General features: G+C 66.6%; 18 protein-coding genes and 1 riboswitch. Of the genes, 11 read left to right on the top strand and 7 right to left on the bottom strand.

The window, feature by feature from the left end; genetic code table 11:
• Positions 1-30: 30 nt before the first annotated feature.
• Complete coding sequence (locus XI08_RS29715; protein ID WP_271577109.1) at positions 31-1,236, bottom strand: COG4223 family protein; 1,206 nt, start codon at positions 1,234-1,236, stop codon at positions 31-33.
• 95 nt (positions 1,237-1,331) lie between these two features.
• Positions 1,332-2,078, bottom strand: a complete 747-nt coding sequence (locus tag XI08_RS29710) for a uroporphyrinogen-III synthase (protein WP_271577108.1) — start codon at positions 2,076-2,078, stop codon at positions 1,332-1,334.
• 151 nt (positions 2,079-2,229) lie between these two features.
• Here XI08_RS29710 and tsaD point away from each other — a divergent pair, with 151 nt between their 5' ends.
• From tsaD to XI08_RS29695, 3 genes are all read left to right on the top strand, one after another.
• A complete protein-coding gene (gene tsaD / locus XI08_RS29705; RefSeq protein WP_271577107.1) occupies positions 2,230-3,303 on the top strand; it encodes a tRNA (adenosine(37)-N6)-threonylcarbamoyltransferase complex transferase subunit TsaD in 1,074 nt (357 codons plus the stop codon).
• Positions 3,304-3,305: 2 nt separating this feature from the next.
• On the top strand, positions 3,306-4,286 hold the full coding sequence (locus XI08_RS29700; RefSeq protein WP_271577106.1) for an NAD(P)H-dependent glycerol-3-phosphate dehydrogenase: 981 nt from the start codon (positions 3,306-3,308) through the stop codon (positions 4,284-4,286).
• 151 nt (positions 4,287-4,437) lie between these two features.
• Positions 4,438-4,851, top strand: coding sequence for an EVE domain-containing protein (locus XI08_RS29695; RefSeq protein ID WP_271577105.1), 414 nt, complete (start codon positions 4,438-4,440; stop codon positions 4,849-4,851).
• 102 nt (positions 4,852-4,953) lie between these two features.
• Here the strand turns inward: XI08_RS29695 and XI08_RS29690 are convergent, their stop codons facing one another.
• The gene (locus XI08_RS29690; RefSeq protein WP_271577104.1) at positions 4,954-6,033 is read right to left on the bottom strand and encodes an adenylate/guanylate cyclase domain-containing protein; all 1,080 of its coding nucleotides are present in this window, start codon (positions 6,031-6,033) and stop codon (positions 4,954-4,956) included.
• A 102-nt stretch (positions 6,034-6,135) separates the two neighbouring features.
• On the opposite strand from XI08_RS29690, the gene XI08_RS29685 reads away from it, so the two are divergent.
• The gene (locus tag XI08_RS29685; protein ID WP_271577103.1) at positions 6,136-6,591 is read left to right on the top strand and encodes an SRPBCC family protein; all 456 of its coding nucleotides are present in this window, start codon (positions 6,136-6,138) and stop codon (positions 6,589-6,591) included.
• Positions 6,592-6,602: 11 nt separating this feature from the next.
• Here the strand turns inward: XI08_RS29685 and XI08_RS29680 are convergent, their stop codons facing one another.
• On the bottom strand, positions 6,603-7,772 hold the full coding sequence (locus XI08_RS29680; RefSeq protein ID WP_271577102.1) for a DNA topoisomerase IB: 1,170 nt from the start codon (positions 7,770-7,772) through the stop codon (positions 6,603-6,605).
• A gap of 401 nt (positions 7,773-8,173) precedes the next feature.
• Here XI08_RS29680 and acs point away from each other — a divergent pair, with 401 nt between their 5' ends.
• A complete protein-coding gene (gene acs, locus XI08_RS29675) occupies positions 8,174-10,120 on the top strand; it encodes an acetate--CoA ligase (RefSeq protein WP_271577101.1) in 1,947 nt (648 codons plus the stop codon).
• Between the two features lie 455 nt (positions 10,121-10,575).
• The gene (locus XI08_RS29670) at positions 10,576-11,091 is read left to right on the top strand and encodes a L,D-transpeptidase (RefSeq protein ID WP_271577100.1); all 516 of its coding nucleotides are present in this window, start codon (positions 10,576-10,578) and stop codon (positions 11,089-11,091) included.
• Positions 11,092-11,145: 54 nt separating this feature from the next.
• Here XI08_RS29670 and XI08_RS29665 read toward each other — a convergent pair whose 3' ends face one another.
• A complete protein-coding gene (locus XI08_RS29665) occupies positions 11,146-11,733 on the bottom strand; it encodes a thermonuclease family protein (RefSeq protein WP_271577099.1) in 588 nt (195 codons plus the stop codon).
• A 69-nt stretch (positions 11,734-11,802) separates the two neighbouring features.
• Positions 11,803-11,997 carry a DUF1674 domain-containing protein gene (locus tag XI08_RS29660; RefSeq protein WP_271577098.1) on the bottom strand — a complete coding sequence of 65 codons (195 nt, stop codon included), beginning with the start codon at positions 11,995-11,997 and terminating at the stop codon, positions 11,803-11,805.
• A gap of 188 nt (positions 11,998-12,185) precedes the next feature.
• Between XI08_RS29660 and XI08_RS29655 the strand changes: the two genes are divergently transcribed.
• The 3 genes from XI08_RS29655 (at position 12,186) to purH (ending at position 17,170) form a co-directional block, all read left to right on the top strand.
• Positions 12,186-13,532, top strand: coding sequence for an RsmB/NOP family class I SAM-dependent RNA methyltransferase (locus tag XI08_RS29655; protein WP_271577097.1), 1,347 nt, complete (start codon positions 12,186-12,188; stop codon positions 13,530-13,532).
• A gap of 159 nt (positions 13,533-13,691) precedes the next feature.
• A complete protein-coding gene (locus XI08_RS29650) occupies positions 13,692-15,410 on the top strand; it encodes a heparinase II/III family protein (protein WP_271577144.1) in 1,719 nt (572 codons plus the stop codon).
• A gap of 59 nt (positions 15,411-15,469) precedes the next feature.
• Positions 15,470-15,552: riboswitch (ZMP/ZTP riboswitch) on the top strand.
• Between the two features lie 25 nt (positions 15,553-15,577).
• Complete coding sequence (gene purH, locus XI08_RS29645) at positions 15,578-17,170, top strand: bifunctional phosphoribosylaminoimidazolecarboxamide formyltransferase/IMP cyclohydrolase (RefSeq protein ID WP_271577096.1); 1,593 nt, start codon at positions 15,578-15,580, stop codon at positions 17,168-17,170.
• A 208-nt stretch (positions 17,171-17,378) separates the two neighbouring features.
• On the opposite strand, the gene XI08_RS29640 is transcribed toward purH, so the two are convergent.
• Positions 17,379-18,764, bottom strand: a complete 1,386-nt coding sequence (locus XI08_RS29640) for an MFS transporter (RefSeq protein ID WP_271577095.1) — start codon at positions 18,762-18,764, stop codon at positions 17,379-17,381.
• Positions 18,765-18,866: 102 nt separating this feature from the next.
• On the opposite strand from XI08_RS29640, the gene ggt reads away from it, so the two are divergent.
• Both ggt and XI08_RS29630 read left to right on the top strand, forming a co-directional pair.
• Positions 18,867-20,615, top strand: coding sequence for a gamma-glutamyltransferase (gene ggt / locus XI08_RS29635; protein ID WP_271577094.1), 1,749 nt, complete (start codon positions 18,867-18,869; stop codon positions 20,613-20,615).
• A 97-nt stretch (positions 20,616-20,712) separates the two neighbouring features.
• Positions 20,713-22,008: an MFS transporter gene (locus XI08_RS29630; RefSeq protein WP_271577093.1), complete on the top strand. Its 1,296-nt coding sequence runs from the start codon at positions 20,713-20,715 to the stop codon at positions 22,006-22,008.
• Positions 22,009-22,031: the final 23 nt, after the last annotated feature.

Raw genomic sequence — 22,031 nt, 5'->3', positions numbered from 1 at the left:
CCCTATACGCGCTGATTATTGCGCGAAGCTTTATTGAGCAGGCTTGACGAGATCCGCCATGGCATCGTCGGCGAACTTGCGGGACGCGGCGAGCGCGGCATCGCGGGCATTGGCCTTGTCGAGCCAGGCCTGCGCCGGCGCGCGATCGGCATCGGGCAGCGTCTTCAACTCGCGCCGCGCCTCGACGAAATCATTGCGGAGCGCAGCAGCCGTCACCCGCGCCACGATGGCGCCGCGGTCGTTGCCGACCCCGTCGGTCCGCTCGATGCGGACGAGCTTTGACGCTCCCGCCTGGAGACGCTCGACGATGCCGGTGCCGCTGGACTGGGCATCCGCCGGCGGCGACAGCTTTGGCACGATGTTGAGGAGCTCGCGGCTCAGCGCAACCGGTGTCGGGATGCCCGACGATGCAAAGGTGTCGAGTGGCTTCAGCATGTCGGGCTTGGCCGCCAGCGACCGCGCCGCGGCGAGCTGCGCCTCATAGGGATCGCCATGGCGCACGGCGACGTCGAGCAGGGCCGCCGCCACCACATGGCGCAGCGGCTTGTCGTCCATCGTCTTGGCGTCGGCAATCTTCTCGCCCTGCTGCGCGAGCTCGGCCCGCTCCGTCTTGCTGGCGCGCTCGAGCTGCGCGATGCGGTCGTTGAGAGCGGCAAGATCAGGCGAAGCGGCGCCCGGCGCAGATTTCGCATCGTTCAGAGCGCTCGCGGTCTTGTCGGCCTGGGCGCGCAGATTGGCGATGTCGCTGCGCAGGCTGCCTGCGGATTTTTCCAGCGCATCGATCCGCGCCACCATGGCCGGATCGGCGGCGGGCTTGCCAGCCTTGGCTTCGACCGCGGCAACGCGACCGTTCAGAGCATCGACCGTCGCGCTTGTCACTTGTGGCGCGGCAGGCGGCGCCTGCACGGCGGGCCAGCCCAGCATCCAGCCGACCCCGATCACGACGGCCGCCGCCACCGCACCGGAGAGCGGTGCAATGACCCAGGGCGAAACCGGACGCGACGCGGGAGCGGCCGCAGCCTGCGCCTCGGCGCGCTCCGGCTCGGCGTCGGCCTGCTCGGATTTTACCTGCTCGGGCTCGGTGTGCTCGCTTACCGGCGAAGCCTCGGGCTCGCCTGCCACCTCCTGCGGCTGGGTCGAGACTTCGGTCGCCTCGAGGTCGATGGTGGTCGGGGTGCGCTTGGCACGACCGGACTCGGGGGCCAATCCTGCGTCTTCAGGCTTGTCGTCGGCCATCGTGACGGTTCCTCACACTTCCATACCTTGCGCGGCAAAGGTCCTTGGCAAAAATCCTTGGACGGACCCGATCGCGTCGGATTCGGCCCGACCTCTTACGCCAAACGGGTGCGCAAAGCACGCTCCAAGGTGTCAAATAAGGCATTTTCGTCCGGCTTCGCGGCTACCAGAACCTGCGATGCACCGGCATCGCGCAGCACGCTGGCGACCGTCTCGGACAGGCAGCATTGCGGTATGGCCAGCGCCGAGATTTCGACGCCTTCGCCCCGCGCTGCATCCAGGAAGGCCCGGGCGCTGCGCCGGGAGTAGTGCAGCACGGCCTCGATCCCATGCGCGGCGAAGCCCTCGCAGACATCGCGCGGGAGAATCTTGACCGGCGCCATGCGATAGGTGGTCTGCGTAACCACGTTGAAGCCTTCGGTGCCGAGTTCGCCGCCGAGATCGCGCGACAGATCCGCGCCGGCGAGATAAAGCAGCGTGCTTTTCTTCTTCAGCACCTTGTCGCGCGCACTTTGTATGACCTTGTCGCGCAGGGCCGCGGAATCGCCGCCGGCGATGATCACCTCGGCAAAGCCGGCGTCGCGCGCGGCAGTCGCGGTGTGCTCGCCGACCGCGAACAGCGGCAGCTTCAACAGGCCGAGATCCTGCAATTGCGGCGCGACGGCGCGGATCGCATTGGCCGATGTGACAATGATGGCGCTATAGTTCGCCTCGCTCTCGTCGTGGAAAGCGACCGGCTCGAACTTGAGCACGGGCGCGAGCAGCACCACATGACCCCGCGCGCGCAAATTGTCCGCCGTCGCCTCATTTTCGGGATGCGGCCGTGTGACAAGAATGGACATCGCTTGTGTTCCCGAACCGCGTGACGGTGACGCATTCGCAAGGACGGCTGCGCGTGACGATTGCGCAAGCCGACCCCGGAATGCTACCGGACGTACCAGAACTCTGCTTTCCGGATGAGCGCAAGGGCGCAAATTGGATAACAATTCGCCAATGCTGGTATTGGGCATCGAAACCACCTGCGACGAGACCGCCGCGGCCGTGATCGAACGCGCGCCTGACGGCAGCGGCAAGATCCTGTCCAACATCGTGCGGTCGCAGGTCGAGGAGCATGCCCGTTTCGGCGGCGTGGTGCCGGAGATTGCCGCCCGCGCGCATGTCGACCTGCTCGACGGCATCATCGACCGCGCCATGCGCGAGGCCGGCATCGACTTCGCCCAGCTCAATGGCGTCGCGGCGGCGGCGGGACCGGGCCTGATCGGCGGTGTCATCGTCGGGCTCACCACCGCGAAGGCGATCGCGTTGGTGCACGACACGCCGCTGGTCGCGGTGAACCATCTTGAGGCGCACGCGCTGACGCCGCGCCTCACCGACGGAATTGAATTTCCGTACTGCCTGTTCCTCGCCTCCGGCGGCCATACCCAGATCGTCGCGGTCACCGGCGTCGGCCAATATGTGCGACTCGGTACCACCGTCGACGACGCCATCGGCGAGGCCTTCGACAAGGTCGCGAAGATGCTGGGCCTGCCCTATCCCGGCGGCCCGCAGGTCGAGCGCGCGGCGGCAAGCGGCGATGCCGCGCGCTTTGCCTTTCCGCGACCGATGCAAGGCAGGCCGGATGCCAACTTCTCCCTGTCGGGATTGAAGACCGCGGTGCGCAACGAAGCGAGCCGGATCGCCGAGATCACGCCGCAGGACATCAGCGATCTCTGTGCAAGCTTCCAGGCCGCCGTGCTGGATTCGACGGCCGACCGGCTGAGTGTCGGCTTGAGACTTTTCCGCGAACAGTTCGGCGCACCGCGTGCGCTCGTGGCCGCCGGTGGCGTCGCCGCCAATCAGGCGATCCGCGGCGCGCTGCACGACGTCGCGCGGCAGGCCGGGACGCAACTGATCATGCCGCCGCCCGCGCTCTGCACCGACAACGGCGCGATGATCGCCTGGGCCGGCGCCGAGCGCCTCGCGCTGGGAATGACCGACACGATGGAAGCTCAGCCCCGCGCACGCTGGCTGCTCGACGCGAATGCGACAGCGCCCGCGGGCTACGGCAAGACGCGAGCGGGATTCTAGCGATGACCGCGTTCCAGTCCGTTGCGGTGATCGGAGCGGGCGCCTGGGGCACGGCGCTGGCGATGGTGGCAGCACGGGCCGGGCGAAGCGTCACGCTCTGGGCCCGCAACGCCGAGCATGCGGCGCGGATTGCATCGACCCGCGACAATCCACGGCTGCCCGGCGTGCGGCTCGCGCAGGAAATTGTCGTGACGAACGAGCTGGCGCTCGCCGCGCGCGCAGACATGCTTCTGATCGCAACGCCGGCGCAGCATCTGCGCGGCGCCGTCAACATGCTGGCCTCGCATCTGACGATGCAGACGCCTGTCGTCGCCTGTGCCAAGGGCATCGAGCACGGCACCCACAAATTCATGACCGACGTGATCGCCGAAGCCGCGCTGCACGCGCAGCCGGCGATCCTGTCGGGCCCGAGCTTTGCCGACGACGTCGCACGCGGCCTGCCGACGGCTGTGACGCTGGCGGCGAAGGAGGAAGAGCTGGCCAGCAGCCTGGTGCAGGCGTTGGGCTCGCCGACGTTCCGGCCCTATCACTCCACCGACGTCCGCGGCGTCGAGATCGGCGGCGCCGCCAAGAACGTGCTGGCGATCGCCGCCGGCATCGTGGTCGGCCGCAACCTCGGGGCCTCCGCGCTCGCCGCGCTGACCACGCGCGGCTTCAGCGAGCTGGCACGGCTCGGCCGCGCCTGCGGCGCGCGCACGGAAACGCTCTCGGGCCTCTCCGGCCTCGGCGATCTGCTGCTGAGCTGTTCGACCGCGCAATCGCGCAATTTCGCGCTCGGCATCGCGCTCGGCCGCGGCGAGGCGGCGCCGGCGGGCAAGCTTGCGGAGGGCGCATTCACCGCGCCGGTGCTGGTCGAGCTCGCGGCCGCACGGAACGTCGACATGCCGGTCTCGCAAGCGGTCGCGGCCATCCTCGACAACAAATTGACGATCGACGCCGCGATCGAAGGGCTGTTGACGCGGCCGTTCAAGGCCGAGGAATGACATCTTCCGTCATGCCTGCTCTTGTCTCGGGCATCCACGTCTTGATATTGAACACGGAAGCAGAGACGTGGATGGCCGGGCATAGGCAAGCGGAAGCGACGCCGTCCTTCGGACGGCTATGCCCAGCCATGACGAACGGATAGGGCGCGCGATGAACTACTGGCTGGTGAAATCCGAACCGTCGGTGTGGTCCTGGGATCAGCAGGTGGCGAAGGGCGCCAAGGGCGAAGCCTGGACGGGGGTGCGCAATTACACCGCGCGCCAGAACCTCGTCGCCATGAAGAAGGGCGACAAGGCGTTCTTCTATCATTCCAACGAGGGCAAGGAGATCGTCGGCATCGCGGAGATCATCAAGGAGGCCTATCCCGATCCGACCGACAAGACCGAAAAATTCGTCTGCGTCGACATCAAGGCCGACAAGCCGCTGAAGACGCCGGTGACGATGGTCGCGATCAAGGCTGAGAAGAAGCTCGCCGACATGGCACTGGTGAAATATTCGCGCCTGTCGGTGCAGCCGGTGACGGCGGAGGAGTGGAAGCTCGTCTGCAAGATGGGCGGGATGTAGTCGCTGCCGTAGCCCGGATGGAGCGAAGCGCAATCCGGGAAAGTCTTCACGCCGCACGATCCCGGATTACGCTTCGCTCCATCCGGGCTACGATACCCGAGCTCACGTCTCCGGCAGCGCGAAGACCTCGCATGGCGCGGCAATGCCGCGCAGCGGATGCGATCCCAGCGCAACGAGAGCCATGTCCGTCTCCGCGGCGAGCGCGCCCGACACCAGCACGGTCTCGCGAAGCGGCTTGCACAATCCCTCGAGCCGGCTGGCGAGATTGACGGCGGGACCGATCGCCGTGAAATCGAGCCGGTTGGCGGCGCCGATATTGCCCCACAGCATCTCGCCGAGATGGAGCGCGGCGCCGAACGACAGCGGCGGCAGGCCCTGGTTGCGGCGCTCATTGTTGAGATGGGCCATCCCGGCCCTGGCCGCGCTAGCGGCGCGCAAGGCCGCATCGCACGCCCGGCGCGGTGATGCCTCGACCACCGGAAAGATCGCGAGCACGCCGTCGCCGATGAATTTCAGCACCTCGCCGCCAAAGGCGTGGACGGCACCGGCGATGCGGTCGAACCAGGCGTCGAGCGCCGCGATGACCTGGGCCGGCGGCGTGGTTTCCGACAGGATCGTGAAGTCGCGCAGGTCCGCATAGAGCAGCGCGGCCTGAATGGTTTCGCCGAGATCGCGCCGCAGCGGTGCCGCCAGCACCCGCGCGGCGCTGCGCTTGCCAAGATAGGCATCCAGCGTCGCCCGCAACGTGTCGCGCGCAGCGAGCACGGCAAGGGGCGTCGCGGCAAAACGCGCAGCCTGGCGCAGTTGCTCGATTTCATCCGCGGTGAACGGACGCGGTCCGATCCAGCCGAGCAATGGCCCATCGGACCCCCCGACGACATCTTCGTGCACGGCACCGTCCGCAATGCCGCGGAGCCAGCGGCGACCGGCATCGTTGGGCGGGTCGGGCGCCAATCCGCCCGGTGCAAAGCCGAGCGCTTCGATCACCGCGCCGTTCTCGGCTCGCCACAGCCAGGTCCGCTTCGCGATCAGCGGGTGTGGCACCTCCAGCGTCAGGCTGCCTGCCGCAAGCGGCACGCCGTCGGCGACCAGGTGCGCGCCGAGTTCCGCAAGCAGGCGGTCGGCTCCGGGACTATCGGAGGCGGCATCGACGAGCCAGGCGAGGGTCGGAGCGAGGTGCATGGCCCGATCATGGCGAAGGCAGGCCGTCTTTGTCACGAGGCAATCCTTGACGTACCGCTCGGCCGCCGCCATGTGCCAATGTCAATCCAGGGATGATCGCCGATGCCCGAACCGTTCATAGTGCGACGCGAGACCCAGATCGCAGCCCCGCGTGCCACCGTCTTCGCCTATTTGACCGATCCCGAGAAGATCTTGAGCTGGATGGGTTCCGACGCGACCACGGAGCTGCATCCCGGCGGGCTCTATCTGCTCAAGGGCGTCGGCCCGCGCGGCGGCGCCGCCCGCGGCGCCTTCCGCGAGGTCGTGCCGGTGCATCGTCTGGCCTACACGTTTGGCTGGGAGGGCGGCCAGGAAGTGCCGCCCGGCTCGAGCCTGATCGAGATCGACCTGATCGAGCGCGACGGCGGCACGCTGCTGCGCATGACCCATAGCGGGCTGCCGACCGAGGAACAGGCCGCCGCACACGCGAAGGGTTGGGCGCACTATCTGGAGCGACTCACCACCGCAGCCGCAGGCAACGATCCCGGTCCCGACAAGGGTGTTTCAGACAAGATGTAGCGACGGGCGGCTTAGACCGCCGCGGTCGCGACCACCTGCGCCAAAAGCTGCTCACGCCTCGCCTGCGAGCGCTGGCCCTTCATGGTCGCGGCGAAGCGCTCGAGGATGCCATCCTCGAAGGCGGTGACGATGGTGTCGTGGACATAGCTCTTGCGGCAGATCGCCGGCGTGTTGGAGAGCTTGTCGGCCGCGGCACGGATCGCGTCCAGCACCTGCTTCTTGCGGCCGCGCTGGCTGGTCGCCGGCGTGATCCGCGACAGCGATTCCACCACGACGGCTGAGGCCATCAGCGTGCGAAAATCCTTCAGCGAAATCTTGATGCCGGCGATCTCGCGCAAGAACGCGTTCACCTGCGTGGTGTTGACCGCGCGCACGATGCCGTAGGCATCGCGATACTGGAACATGCGCTTGCCGGGAACGCCGCGCAGGATGCCGATGGCGCGCACCAGCTTGGCCGCGTCGCATTCCTTGCGCACTGCCTTGCCGCCCTTCGCCTTGAAGGTCAGCACGAAGCAATCGTCTTCCAGCGTCACGTTCGACTTCAGCAGCGTGGTCGCGCCGCGGGTGCCGTTGAGGCGGGCATAGGATTCGTTGCCGGGACGGATCGCGGTGCGCGCGATCAATTCGATCACCGCGGAGAGCGCGAACTCGCGCGTCGGCTCGTCGCCCGACAGGAACGCCGAGACCTTGCGCCGGATCTTTGGCAGCGCGCCGACGAGCTTCTCCAGGCGATGCGCCTTGCGGTGCTCGCGGACCTTCTCCCAGTCGGCATGATAGCGATATTGCAGCCGGCCCGCGGCATCGCGTCCCACGGCCTGGAGATGCGTGCTCGGGTCGGCCGAGTAGCGCACCTCGCGATAGGCCGGCGGCACCGCCATGGCGTGGAGCCGGCGGATGGTGCGGGCGTCGCGGATATGCGCGCCGTTGGGGCGGACGAAGGAATAGCCTTTGCCGCGCCTGATGCGGCGGATGGTCAGCTCGTTCTGGTCGCCGAGTCGCAGGCCCAGCTCCCTGGCGAGCGCCTCGACCGTCGCCGCGGGCGCCGCGTCGAAGACCTTTTTCGGGCTGAGACGCGCTGATGCGGCCGGTTTCGGCCATTGTCCGAGGGCTTTGGCCAGCGCAATAGCGGAAGGATCGGCGGAAGCGGGCCGCATCGTCCCGAGATTCTGCTGATCCATCATAGTGTTACGCCTTAGCCCTGCCTGTTACCGGTCAATGCCGCTGTTCTGATGTTTGTTCCTGGGGGTCTCTTTGGACCCGGGTTGGCCATTTAGGGTGTTCCGAACCGTATTGCGAGTCCCGAATCAGTGAGAGGCGGTTCCTAAATACCTCCAAAGGGCGCATGGGGCTCTGCGCGGGCCTGTTCCGGAGATCTGGGTAAAGGGCCAAAAGGCGCCGTCCGGCCTGTTTCAGATTTGCGACAGCCGGCCTGCGCACCTTGATCCTCCGCATGGCCGGCCGCTCGCCGAAGGTCCAGCTTGTGCACCTTGTCGGGTCCGGTTAGCCCGACGCATAATCGGTTTAACGATCAAGTCGGCTCGCCGGTCGCTTGTGTTCGGCTTGCCGCATCTGGAGGGAAACAATGTCCGAGAAGATTTACGACGTCCCGGCGGAGTGGGCGAAGCGCGCCTGGGTCGACCAGGCCAAGTACAAGGAAATGTACGCCCGCTCGATCTCGGACCCGAACGGTTTCTGGGCCGAACAGGCCAAGCGCCTCGACTGGATGAAGGCGCCGACGAAAATCGAGAACGTCTCGTTCGCACCGGGCAACATCTCGATCAAATGGTTCGAGGACGGCGTCCTCAACGTCGCCCATAACTGCATCGACCGGCATCTGCACAAGCGCGCCAACCAGACCGCAATCATCTGGGAAGGCGACGACCCCTCGCAGTCCAAACACATCACCTACAAGGAGCTGCACGACGAGGTCTGCCGGATGGCCAACATCCTGCGCACCCGCAACGTCAAGAAGGGCGATCGCGTCACCATCTACCTGCCGATGATTCCGGAAGCGGCCTATGCGATGCTGGCCTGCGCGCGGATCGGCGCGATCCACTCCGTGGTGTTCGCGGGCTTCTCGCCCGACAGCCTCGCCCAGCGTATCAACGACTGCCAATCCAAGGTGATCATCACCGCCGACGAAGGCCTGCGCGGCGGCAAGAAGGTGCCGCTGAAGGCCAATGTCGACGCCGCGCTCACTAAAGCCGATGGCGTCGACTGGGTCGTCGTCGTCAAGCGCACCGGTGGCAGTGTCGAGATGAATCCGTCGCGCGACCTCTGGTACCACGACGCGGCCAAGATGGTGACGACCGAGTGCCCGGCCGAGCACATGCACGCCGAGGATCCGCTGTTCATCCTCTATACCTCAGGCTCGACCGGCCAGCCCAAGGGCGTACTGCACACCTCGGCCGGCTATCTCGTCTATGCCGCGATGACGCATCAATACGTCTTCGACTATCACGACGGCGACATCTACTGGTGCACCGCCGACGTCGGCTGGGTCACCGGCCACAGCTACATTCTCTACGGTCCGCTGGCCAATGGTGCGACCACGCTGATGTTCGAGGGCGTGCCGAATTATCCGGATAATTCGCGCTTCTGGAACGTCATCGACAAGCACAAGGTCAACATCTTCTACACCGCGCCGACGGCCATCCGCGCCCTCATGCAGAGCGGTGACGAGCCGGTGAAGAAGACCTCGCGCGCTTCGCTCCGCCTGCTCGGCTCGGTCGGCGAGCCCATCAATCCGGAGGCGTGGGAGTGGTATCACCGCGTCGTCGGCGACGACCGCTGCCCGATCGTCGATACCTGGTGGCAGACCGAGACCGGCGGCATCCTGATCACGCCGCTGCCGGGCGCAACCAAGCTGAAGCCGGGCTCGGCGACGCAGCCCTTCTTCGGCGTGGTGCCTGAAATCGTCGATGCCGACGGCAAGGTTCTGGAAGGCGAGACTACCGGCAATCTCTGTCTCACCCGGTCATGGCCGGGCATGATGCGCACGGTCTATGGCGACCACGCCCGGTTCGAGCAGACCTATTTCTCGACCTACAAGGGCAAGTACTTCACCGGCGACGGCTGTCGGCGCGATGCCGACGGCTATTACTGGATCACCGGCCGCGTCGACGACGTCATCAACGTCTCCGGCCACCGCATGGGCACCGCGGAAGTCGAGAGCGCACTGGTGGCGCACGAGAAGGTCTCGGAAGCGGCCGTGGTCGGCTTCCCGCACGACATCAAGGGCCAGGGCATCTACGCCTATGTCACCCTGATGGCCGGCGTCCAGCCGACCGACGATCTGCGCAAGGAGCTCGTGACCTGGGTGCGCAAGGAGATCGGCCCGATCGCCTCGCCCGACCAGATCCAGTTCGCGCCGGGCCTGCCCAAGACCCGCTCCGGCAAGATCATGCGCCGCATCCTGCGCAAGATCGCCGAGGACGAGCCGGGCAGCCTGGGCGACACGTCGACCCTGGCCGATCCCGCCGTGGTCGACGACCTCGTCAAGAACCGGCAGAACAAGAAGTCGGCGTAACAAGTCGGCGTAAAGTTCGCTTGAGTGCCCCGGACGCGGCGTAGCGCTTCCCAGGCGATGCGAAGCATCGTCCAGTAGCGATGCGACGCAGAGCCGGGGCCCATGCCGCTTGCCGTGTCCCGGCTCTGCGTCGCGTCACTTTGTGCCGCGCCGCGTCCGGGACACGACGCCACTTCCGGGTTGTATCCACGCCCCCGAAACAACAGCCGTTCACACCCTAACGCTCTTGTCAGGGCGCGTGCCGGCATGGCCGTATCTTTCCCGCCAAGTGTTGTTTTCAGGTCATTTACTTTATTTCGAACATTTCCTTTGTTCCCGTGCCGGCTGGCCCTCGGCGGCCGCGCGTGGAAACCATCCGGTTAACGGGCGCGGTTAATACTGTGTGGGCGAGCGGGCAATTGCCGGGTTTGCGTAGATTTGGACGACCCGTTCGGGGCAACGGAAGGCGAGCATCGATGTCGATGAGGATTGCGGTGGCGTTGGCGGCCACCATCGGGGCGGGGATCTTGATCTCAACGGCGGCGGAGGCGCGGCCGGAAATGGTGGGGGCGCACCTGGCCGACTATTCGCCGGGCACCATCGTGGTCAAGACCAACGAGCGGCGGCTCTATCTCATTCTCGATAACGGCCACGCCGTGCGCTATCCGGTCGGCGTCGGCAAGTCCGGCAAGCAGTGGGCCGGCACGACCCGTATCGACGGCAAATATCGCAATCCGGCTTGGTCGCCGCCCGCCGAGGTGAAGCGCGACAAGCCGCAGCTTCCCGACGTCATTCCCGGCGGCTCGCCGCGCAACCCGATGGGCGTTGCGGCGATGACGCTCGCCGGCGGCGAATATGCGATCCACGGCACCAACGTGCCGGGCTCGGTCGGCGGCTTCGTCTCCTATGGCTGCATCCGCATGCTCAACGACGACATCACCGATCTCTACAGCCGCGTCTCCGTCGGCACGACGGTGGTCGTGACGCGCTGATCGAAGGATCAGGACAAGACAGCGAAAGCCGCGTCATTCGACGCGGCTTTTTTGTTACCAGAAGCGCCAGCTGCGCCCGCACCAGCCGTCGCGATGGCCGCCATTGTAACTGCGCGCATAGCCACCCGCGAGCAGCACGGCCGAGACGTTGGCAGTGCGTTTGGTCGCGACGTCGGCGAGAACACGCCCATACTTGTCGGGGCCGAGATTGGTGATCGTGACGCCGCCCTGGCCGAGCAGATTGCGTAGCGCGTCCGTGGCGGCTTCGGCCTTGTCCAGTTCCTCCCGGCAGGACGCCTTCATCTCGGGCGCGTCGATACCGCGCAGGCGAACGCGCGCGACGAGAACGCGTCCATCGCGCTGATGCACGCGAGCGAGAAAGGTATCACCGTCGATCGTGCGAATGACGTCGACCGGCTGACGGATGTCCGGATTGGCCTGCTGCAAAATGATCTCGGCATCTCGCGATTGACCGTCGGTCGCATGCGGGAAGGGCCAGTTCATCCCGTGCCGGAACGTAAGCACGACGGCCACCACGATCCCGACCACGAACATCCACGGCAACAGCCCCGAAAAGTGACGGCCGAACGGCGAGCCACTGTATGAGGGCCGGTATGGATGGCTGGGATCGAAACGCGGCATCCGTGCACGCTAGGGCTGAGTCGGGCGATCCGGCAAGACAACCTAAAAAGGCAGCCTAAAAAGACAGCCTCAAAAGTCCGAGGCGATACCCTTGCGCTCCCAATCGCCGTAGCGGGTGGGCTCAGGGCCCTTCGGTCCCTGCAATTCCTTCGGCGCCCCCTCGGCGTGGGCAGCCGCCTGCCGGCGCGCTTCGGCTTCGGCCAGCGCACGCTGGGCGGCCGGCGTGAGCTGCTTGCGATCGGAAACGGAGGGCTGGTCACTCATCGTCGAGGTTCCTAGCGCAGGATCACGCGGCGTGCGACGCCCAATAACGCATTGCTGAAATGGTCACGGCGGGCTGTAAACGCGAGAGGCCATTCTTACATTTGGCATATTCGCGTGCCAGATATCGCTTTCTCAAGGCATGCGCCCATATCGGCGGAACTGCCGCTTGCTCAGAACCTTACTTCCGCATGCCATCTCAACGTTTCGCCCCACCATCCGAAGTGCCTGGTCTTGCGGCGCGGCGGATTGCCGCCGACATCGTCGACGGAGTCCTGCACAAGCACCGCACGCTTGACGACCAGCTCGACGGCGGCGGCGCCCATCCCGGACTGAAGACGCTGGCCGACCGCGACCGCGCGCTGATGCGCCGCCTGGTCGCGACCGTGCTGCGCCGGCTCGGCACGCTCGGCCATGTGCTGTCCCGCCTGCTCGACAAGGGCATTCCCTCCGACGCACCGCGCGCGCAGAGCGCGCTGCTGATCGGCGCCGCCCAGATCCTCTGGATGGACGTGCCCGATCATGCCGCCGTCGATCTCTCCGTCCGCCTCGTGCAATCCGACCGGCGCGCTGCGCGCTACGCCGGCCTCGTCAACGCCGTGCTGCGCCGCTGTGCGCGCGAGGGCCAGGCGCTGGTCGAGGAAGTTGCCACGCAATCGTTGGACCTGCCGCCATGGCTGCTGGCGCGCTGGAGCGCACATTATAGCGAGGCGACCGCAAGGAACATGGCACTGGCACTCGGCCATGAGCCGTCGCTCGATCTGACCGTGAAGTCGGACACCGAACAATGGGCGAGCCGCCTGCATGGCGAGACTCTGCCGACGGGGACGGTGCGGATGCTGCTGCATGGCTCGGTGACCATGCTGCCCGGCTTCGCCGAAGGACAATGGTGGGTGCAGGATGCCGCCGCCGCGTTGCCGGCCCGGCTGTTCGGCGACATCAAGGGCAAGTCCATTGCCGATCTCTGCGCCGCCCCCGGCGGCAAGACCGCGCAACTGGCGCACGCGGGCGCGCATGTCACGGCGGTCGACCGCTCGCCTGCCCGGGTGGCACGGCTGCGCGAGAATCTGGCGCGGCTGTCGCTCCAGGCCGAGACCGTCGTCGCTGACGCCGCGGAATGGGCCGGCCCTGCCGAAGGTTTTGACGGTATCCTGATCGACGCGCCCTGCACCTCGACCGGCACGATCCGCCGTCATCCCGACGTGGCCTGGCTGCGACAGGAGTCCGACATCGCCGCCCTGACCGCGCTCCAGCAGCGGCTGCTGCGAAAATCGGTCGCGCTGCTCAAGCCGGGTGGGACGCTGGTCTACTGCACCTGTTCGCTGGAACCCGAGGAGGGCGAGCACGCCATCGCCGCGCTGCTGGCCGCCGAGCCTGCTCTTCGCCGCCTCCCGATCGAGGCATCAGAGGTCTCGGGGCTGTCCGAGATCATCACCGCCGAGGGTGACCTGCGCACCCTGCCCAGCCATCTGCCGAACGCCGATCCCAAGCTCGGCGGGCTCGACGGATTCTTCGCCGCCCGGCTCGTTAAATCCTGATTTTGCACTGGTTTTTACAAACTCGACGTTGATTCCCGCCGTTCAAGGTGGTGTCAGACGGCCGATTTTGGGATTAATAAGGATTCGTCGGAATCCTCCTCTCCCCCTTCAAGGCAAGGCGTGTCGGTCGCTCAACGCAGACGTATCTCGACGCTGGTGATGAACCGCTTCGCGCGGAACATGCTCGCGCGCGCGAGCGGCGGTTCCGTTGCGCTGTCGCGGGTCTGGCCCGGCCGCACCGACCGCCTGATCATCGCGCCGCACGATCTGCGCACAGCGGACGCCACCCGCGCCGCCGAGATCTATGCCGGCCGTTTCGTCTTCGCCGGCAAGATCGTCAATTGCCAAGGCCGTTCGATCTTCGATCTCGAGCCGCCGTCGGAGGATTGGGAGGTTGCGCTGCTCGGCTTCGGCTGGCTGCGTCATCTGCGCGCCGCCGACACCGCGCTGACGCGCGCCAATGCGCGCGCGCTGGTCGAGGACTGGATCGCCAACCCCGCCAACAAGCGCCGCCCCGTCGCGCGGCGCGCCGACGTGCTGGCGCGGCGCGTGATCTCGCTGTTGTCGCAGGCGCCCCTGGTGCTCAACGACACCGACAACAAATTCTACCGCCGCTATCTGCGCGCGCTGGCCCGCGAGATCCGCTTCCTGCGCTACACCATGGTCAACATCCCGGACGGGGTGCCGAAGCTCCAGGTGCTGATCGCGCTTTGCTACACGACGCTCTGCCTCGCCAACCAGGCGCGACACATCCGCAGCGCCTCGAAAAAACTTTCGGACGAGTTGCAGCGGCAGATCCTGCCCGACGGCGGACACATCTCCCGCAATCCGGGCGCGCTGATCGAACTCCTGATCGACCTCTTGCCGCTGCGGCAGACCTTCGCCGCGCGCAACATCGCGCCGCCGCCGGCGCTGCTCAACGCGATCGACCGCATGATGCCGATGCTGCGCTTCTTCCGGCACGGCGACGGCAATTTCGCGCTGTTCAACGGCATGAGCGCAACGCCCTCGGACCTGCTCGCGACGCTGCTCGCCTATGACGACACCCACGGCGCGCCGATGTCGAACATGCCGCATACCGGCTTCCAGCGCCTCGATGCCGGCCAGACCACGCTGATCATCGACACCGGCCCGCCGCCGCCGGCCGGCGTCAGCCACGACGCCCATGCCGGCTGCCTGTCGTTCGAATTGTCCTCCGGCATCAGCCGCATCGTCACCAATTGCGGCATGCCGACCACGGGACGTGACAATTGGCGGCCGTTCGCGCGCGGCACGGCGGCGCATTCGACGCTGACCTATCACGACACCTCCTCATGCCAGTTCGTGGAGATGTCGGCGATGAAGCGGCTGTTGCATGGTGCGCCTGTCACCAGCGGCCCCGTCGAGGTCGAGAGCTATCGCGAAATCGTGCAGAACGGCACGCTGCTCACGACGTCGCATGACGGCTATCTCGCCAAATTCGGCGCGATCCATCGCCGCGTCCTGATGATCGCCAATGACGGGGCGCGCATCGACGGCGAGGATACGCTGTCGCCGCCGCAAGGCGGACGTTTCAAGGGCGCCGATGCCGATTTCGCGGTCCGCTTCCATCTGCATTCGGCGGTGAAGGCGAGCCGGCTGTCGGATGCCCGCGGCGTCATGCTGGTGCTGCCGAACCGCGACGTCTGGACCTTCGAGGCGCTCGACGACAAGGTCGATCTCGAGGACAGCGTGTTCCTGGCCGGCAATGACGGCCCCCGCCGCACCGCGCAGATCGTGATCCGGCAGGATGCCCGCCAGGCGCCCTCGATCCGCTGGAGTTTTGTCCGCTCCACCGCTTCGCCCGCGGTCACCAATGCCCGCCGCAACGCCCGGCGCGAGCCGGAACTTCCGCTGTAGAAGCGCACGATTCGGCCCCATCTCATCGTTGTGAAAATGGCCGAAAGCTGCTATCGAGCGCTCGCTCGCGCGACTGGCGACCTTGGATGGAGCACCATCGGGAAGCGCGGGACTTAAGACGCCGCGCGCCTGGGCATAGACACTCCTTAAGACAGAGGATCTTGCTCATGACTGACCACCCCCGCCGCGTCACCCGTGCCCTGCTTTCCGTGTCCGACAAGACCGGCCTGATCGGATTCGCCAAGGCGCTTGCCGCGCACGACGTCGAACTGGTTTCGACCGGCGGCACCGCAAAGGCGATCGCAGCGGCCGGCCTCAAGGTGAAGGACGTCTCCGAGCTGACCGGCTTCCCTGAAATGATGGACGGCCGCGTCAAGACGCTGCATCCGAAGGTGCATGGCGGCCTGCTCGCGATCCGCGACAACAAGGACCATGCAGACGCGATGAAGGCGCACGGCATCGCGCCGATCGATCTCCTCGTCGTCAATCTCTATCCGTTCGAGGCGACCGTGGACAAAGGCGCGGGCTTCGAGGATTGCATCGAGAACATCGACATCGGCGGTCCCGCGATGATCCGCGCCGCCGCCAAGAACCATGACGACGTCGCCGTGGTGGTCGAAGCCGAGGACTACAAGGCGGTGCTCGACGAGCTCGCCGCCAACAACGGTGCGACCACGCTGAAACTGCGCCGGCGGCTTGCCGCGAAGGCCTATGCGCGCACCGCGGCCTACGATGCTGCGATCTCGAACTGGTTCAACCGGCAGCTCGAGATCGACGCGCCCGATTTCCGCGCCTTCGGCGGCAGGCTGATCCAGTCGCTGCGCTATGGCGAGAACCCGCACCAGACCGCAGCGTTCTATGCGACCCCCGACAAGCGCCCGGGCGTCTCGACGGCGCGGCAGCTCCAGGGCAAGGAGCTCTCCTACAACAACATCAACGACACCGACGCGGCCTATGAATGCATCGGCGAGTTCGACGCCAAGCGCACCGCGGCCTGCGTCATCGTCAAGCACGCCAATCCCTGCGGCGTCGCTGAGGGCTCCGACCTCGTCAGCGCCTATCGCAAGGCGCTGGCCTGCGACTCCACCTCGGCGTTCGGCGGCATCATCGCGATGAACCGCGCGCTCGACGCCGACACCGCGCGCGAGATCACGAAGATCTTCACCGAGGTGATCATCGCGCCCGACGCCAGCGAGGAGGCGATCGCCATCATCGGCGCGCGCAAGAATTTGCGCCTGCTGCTCGCCGGCAGCCTGCCCGATCCGCGCGCGCCCGGCCTCACCGCCAAGACGGTGGCCGGCGGCCTTCTGGTGCAGAGCCGCGACAACGCCGTGGTCGACGACATGACCTTCAAGGTCGTAACCAAGCGTGCGCCTGATGAAGCCGAGATGCGCGACCTCAAGTTTGCGTTCCGCGTCGCCAAGCACGTCAAGTCCAACACCATCATCTACGCCAAGGATCTCGCCACCGTCGGCATCGGCGCGGGCCAGATGAGCCGGGTCGATTCAGCCCGCATCGCGGCGCGCAAGGCGCTGGATGCGGCGGCTGAGCTGAAGCTCGCCGAGCCGCTCACCAAAGGCTCGGTGGTGGCATCGGATGCGTTCTTCCCGTTCGCCGACGGCATGCTCGCCTGCATCGAAGCCGGCGCCACCGCCGTGGTGCAGCCCGGCGGCTCGATGCGCGACGACGAGGTGATCAAGGCCGCCGACGAGCACGGCATCGCCATGGTGTTCACGGGCACGCGGCACTTCAGGCACTGAGCTTTTGGTGCACTAAGCTCTCAACGGGTCGTCCCGGCCTAGTGCGCAATTGCGCACGGGGGCCGGGACCCATACCCACAGGGAGTAGTTTGGTCCGCGGTACTAGCCGCGTCGCGCCAACGATAGATCACGCGGTATGGGTCCCGGCCTGCGCCGGGACGACATCGGATGTGTGGCGATTGCGCTTCGCTCTATCCGGGCTACGAAGCTACTCCCGCACCCGCATCAACAGCCCCAGTCCCGCGACGAAGAACACGACCAGCACGGCCATGCCGCCCTTCTGGCTCGCCGTCGCCGCGGTGATCACGCCGATCAGCAGCGGGCCGATGAAGGACGTCACTTTCCCGGTCAGCGCGAACAGGCCGAAATACTGGGCGATGCGATCCTTGGGTGCGAGGCGGATCAGGAGCGTGCGCGAGGCGGCCTGAAGTGGTCCGCCGGCAGCGCCGATCAGGCAGCCCAGCACGAGATAGGCGCGCTCCGCGGCGCTCGAGAACAGGGGCGCGCCGGGCTGGGGGGCTGCGACCTTGACGAACAGCACGCTGTCCTTGTCGACCAGAAGGATCGCCGCCACCGACAGCAGCAGGATCAGCAGGCTGCCGGCAATGACGCGCTTCGGCCCGAGTCGATCGTCGAGCTTGCCGCCAAGCCACGCGCCGAGGGCGCCGGCAATCGCGAGCATGATGCCGAAAGTGCCGATCTGGATCGTGTGCCAGCCGAAGGTGCCCGCGGCATAGATGCCGCCGAAGGCGAACAGCGACACCAGGCCGTCGGTGTAGATCATGTTGGCGAGCAGGAACGCTGCGAGCGATTTCTGCTGCGGCAAACTCCTGATCGATTGCTTCAGCTCCGACAGGCCTTCGCGCAGCGCTTCGCGCACCGGGCGCTTCGCCGGATAGTCCGGCGTGAACAGGAACATCGGCGTCACGAAGATGATGAACCACAACCCGGTCAGCGGTCCGGCGGCGCGATCTCCCCGATGACTGGCGGGATCAAGCCCGAACAGCGGCGTGAGACCGAGCAGCGTGCGTCCGGTCTCGGGATTCGCCGCGAGCAAGCCGAGCACGATGATCAGGCTGACGATGCCGCCGATGTAACCCGTGGCCCAGCCGGTGCCGGAGAGCCGGCCGATCCGCTCCGGCGGCACCAGGGTCGGCATCATAGCGTTGTTGAAGACGGTGGCGAATTCCGCGCCGACGCTGGCGAGCGCGACCGCGGTGAGGAGGGGCGGAATGACCGAGGGATCGCCGGGCTTGCCGATCCACAGCGTGCAGGACGCCAGCACCAGCAGCGCCCCGAACCCCGCGATCCATGGCTTCCTGCGGCCCGAGGCATCTGCGATCGCACCCAGCACCGGCGACATCAGCGCGATGGCGAGGCCCGCAGCCGCCATCGCAAAGCCCCACAACGATTGGCCGGTGGCAGGATCTGGCGCAATGCTGGTGGCGAAATAAGGCGCGAACACGAAGGTCGTGATCAGCGTAAAATAGGGCTGCGCGGCCCAGTCGAAAAAGATCCAGCTGACGACGGCGGCGCGCGGCGGATAGGTCCGCTGGGCGCTGGCCATGCGCGCATCCGAGGCGATCGTCGTCATCACGCAGTCCTCATCACGAACAGTTTTGCCTGTCTTGGGGCAACCGTATAGCATTGCAGCGGCACGTGTGAACCGTCCCGAGGACCCCGCGGAAATTTGATTATGTCGTCATTTTCGACACGGCGGACATTTTTGGCCTTCCTTGCCGCTCTGGCGCTTGGAGTGGCGTCTGCGACCGCGCAGGATGCGCGGCGCGCCTATGTCCCGCCCGCGCTCGACACTGTGCATGCCGTTGCAGCCGAGCACGGCATGGTGGTGGCGCAGGAAAAGATATCGGCGCAGGTCGGCGCCGATATCCTGCGACGCGGCGGCAATGCCGTCGATGCCGCGGTCGCGACCGGCTTTGCGATGGCCGTGACCTATCCACGCGCCGGCAATATCGGCGGCGGCGGCTTCATGGTGATCCATTCCGCTGAGCGCAACGAAGACATCGCGATCGACTATCGCGAGACCGCGCCGGCAGCGACCACGCCGCAGATCTTCCTCGGTCCCGACGGCAAGCCCGACACCGCGAAGTCGCGCGATTCCGCACTCGGCATCGGCGTGCCCGGCACTGTCGCGGGCCTCGCGCTGGCGCTGGAGAAATACGGCTCGGGCCAGTTCACGCTGGCGCAATTGCTCGAGCCCGCGATCGCGATCGCCCGCGACGGATTCATCGTCAGCGACGATATCGCCGATAGCCTGCCAGGTTGGCACCGGCGCCTCGTGCGCTGGCCTTCTTCGGCCAGGATTTTTTCGCGGCCTGATGGCACCTCACTCGGTGAAGGGGATCGACTGATACAGAGTGATCTCGCCGAGACGCTCTCGACCGTCGCCGCGCAGGGTCCGCGCGGCTTCTATGAGGGCCCGGTTGCGGAAAAGCTCGCCAAGGCCCTGTCCGACGCCGGGGGCATCATGACGGCTGCCGACCTGAAGGCCTATCAGCCAATCCTCCGCGCGCCCGTGCGCGGCACCTATCGCGGCTACGACATCGTGTCGATGCCGCTACCTTCCTCCGGTGGCGTGGTGCTGGTGGAGACGCTCAACATCCTCGAAGGCTTTCAGCTCGCGGAGCTGAAGCAGGGCTCGCCGGCGTCGCTGCATCTCCTGATCGAGGCCATGAGGCGCGCCTATGCGGACCGCGCGCGCTATCTCGGCGATCCCGCCTTCGTCAACGCACCGACCGAAACGCTGACCGCAAAGGACTACGCCGCCAAGCTGCGCGCCGGCATCTCCGCCGATCGCGCCACGCCGTCGAAGGAGCTCGTGTCTGCCGCCACCTCACCCCGCGAGGGCAGCAACACCACGCATTTCTCCGTCGTGGACGGCCGCGGCAACGCCGTCAGCAACACATACACGCTGAACTTCAGCTATGGCGTCGGTCTCGTCGCTGATGGCACCGGCGTGCTGCTCAACAACGAGCTCGACGATTTCACTGCGGCGGTCGGCGCCTCCAACGCCTATGGCCTCGTCGGCTTCGAGGCCAATTTGCCAGGTCCCGGCAAGCGGCCGCTCTCCTCGATGTCGCCGACCATCGTGCTGAAGGACGGCAAGCCTATGCTGGTGACGGGCTCGCCCGGCGGCAGCCGGATCATCTCCACCGTGCTCCAGGTGATCGTGAATGTGCTCGATTACAAAATGGACGTGGCCGCCGCCGTTGCCGCACCGCGGTTGCACCATCAATGGCTGCCGGACGAGGTGCGCATCGAGCGCGGTTTTCCGGAGGATGTCCTGCTCGCGCTGAAGGCGATGGACCATGTCATCGTTGAGCCGATGGGACAGACCTCCGCCAATTCGATCGCGGTGACACCGAGCGGCCCCCTCGGCGCACCTGATCCGCGCACGCGCGGCGCGGAAGCAGCGGGCCAGTAACTCGTCCGCCGCATGGCACCGAAGCTGGCGCCGGCTTGCGCCCGCTGCCACGCGTGCTACCACCGCGCAGCTTCAGAAACTGCCGGGGAAACGCAACATGACCACAGCCGATCCGAACCAGCGCATCGAACGCGCCGAGATCGAGGATACCAGCCTTCTCGCCTTCTATCGCGACATGAACGCGCCGGAGCGCCGGACGTTCTGGGCCTGCGCGGCGGGCTGGGCGCTCGACGGCATGGACTTCATGATCTATCCGCTGGTGATCGGCACTATCATCGCGCTGTGGAAGGTCGACGCGGCCTCGGCAGGTCTCGCCGGCACGGTGACGCTGCTGGCCTCTGCGATCGGCGGCTGGCTTGGCGGCTACCTCTCCGACCATATCGGACGGGTCAGGACGCTCCAGATCACCATCATCTGGTTCTCGTTCTTCTCGCTGGTCTGCGCCGTCGTGCAGAATTTCGACCAGCTCCTGATTGCACGCGCCGTGCTCGGCCTCGGCTTCGGCGGCGAGTGGGCGGCGGGCGCCGTGCTGATGGGCGAGGCGATCCGGCCGCAATATCGCGGGCGCGCCGTCGGCTCGGTGCAATCGGGCTGGGCGGTCGGCTGGGGTCTCGCCGTGCTGTCGCAGGCGATCCTGTTCTCGGTCTTGCCGGCCGAGTCGGCATGGCGCTGGATGTTCGTGATCGGCGCGCTGCCGGCGCTGCTGGTGTTCTACATCCGCCGCTCCGTCACCGAGCCCGAGATCGCGGCTGAAGCCCGGGCCAAGCAGGCCGCGAGCGGCGATCGCCCGGCGATCTGGGAAATTTTCTCCGGCCCGATCCTGAAGACCACGATCCTGGCCTCGCTGATGGCGACGGGTTGCCAGGGCGGCTACTACGCCGTCACCTTCTGGGTGCCGCAGTTCCTGACCAAGGAGCGGCACCTGTCGATCGTCGGTTCGACCGGCTATCTCTCGACGCTGATCATCGGCTCTTTCATCGGCTACCTCGTCGGCGCATGGCTCGCGGACCGCATCGGCAGGCGCAATCTGTTCCTGATCTTCTCGCTCGGGGCCATGGCCGTGGTGCTGCTCTACACGCAGCTGCCGCTGACCAACGAGATCCTGTGGGTGCTCGGCTTCCCGCTGGGCTTCTTTGCCTCGGGCTATTTCTCAGGGATCGGCGCGTTCCTGACCGAGCTCTATCCGACGCGGCTGCGCGGCTCCGGCCAGGGCTTCTGCTACAATTTCGGCCGCGGCGTCGGCGCGCTGTTTCCGTTCCTCGTCGGTGCGCTGTCGGCAACGACGTCGCTCGCGAACGCAATCGCGATGTTTGCGGTGGTGGCCTACGCGCTGTTCTTCATCGCCGCCTTCGCGCTGCCGGAGACGCGCGGTCGCGTGCTGCACGCGGACTGACTACTCGGCGTCATCCCGGGTGG

Source organism: Bradyrhizobium sp. CCBAU 11361, from assembly GCF_028128935.1.
GTDB classification, from domain to species: domain Bacteria; phylum Pseudomonadota; class Alphaproteobacteria; order Rhizobiales; family Xanthobacteraceae; genus Bradyrhizobium; species Bradyrhizobium niftali.
This window is presented reverse-complemented; position numbering and strand designations above follow the sequence as displayed.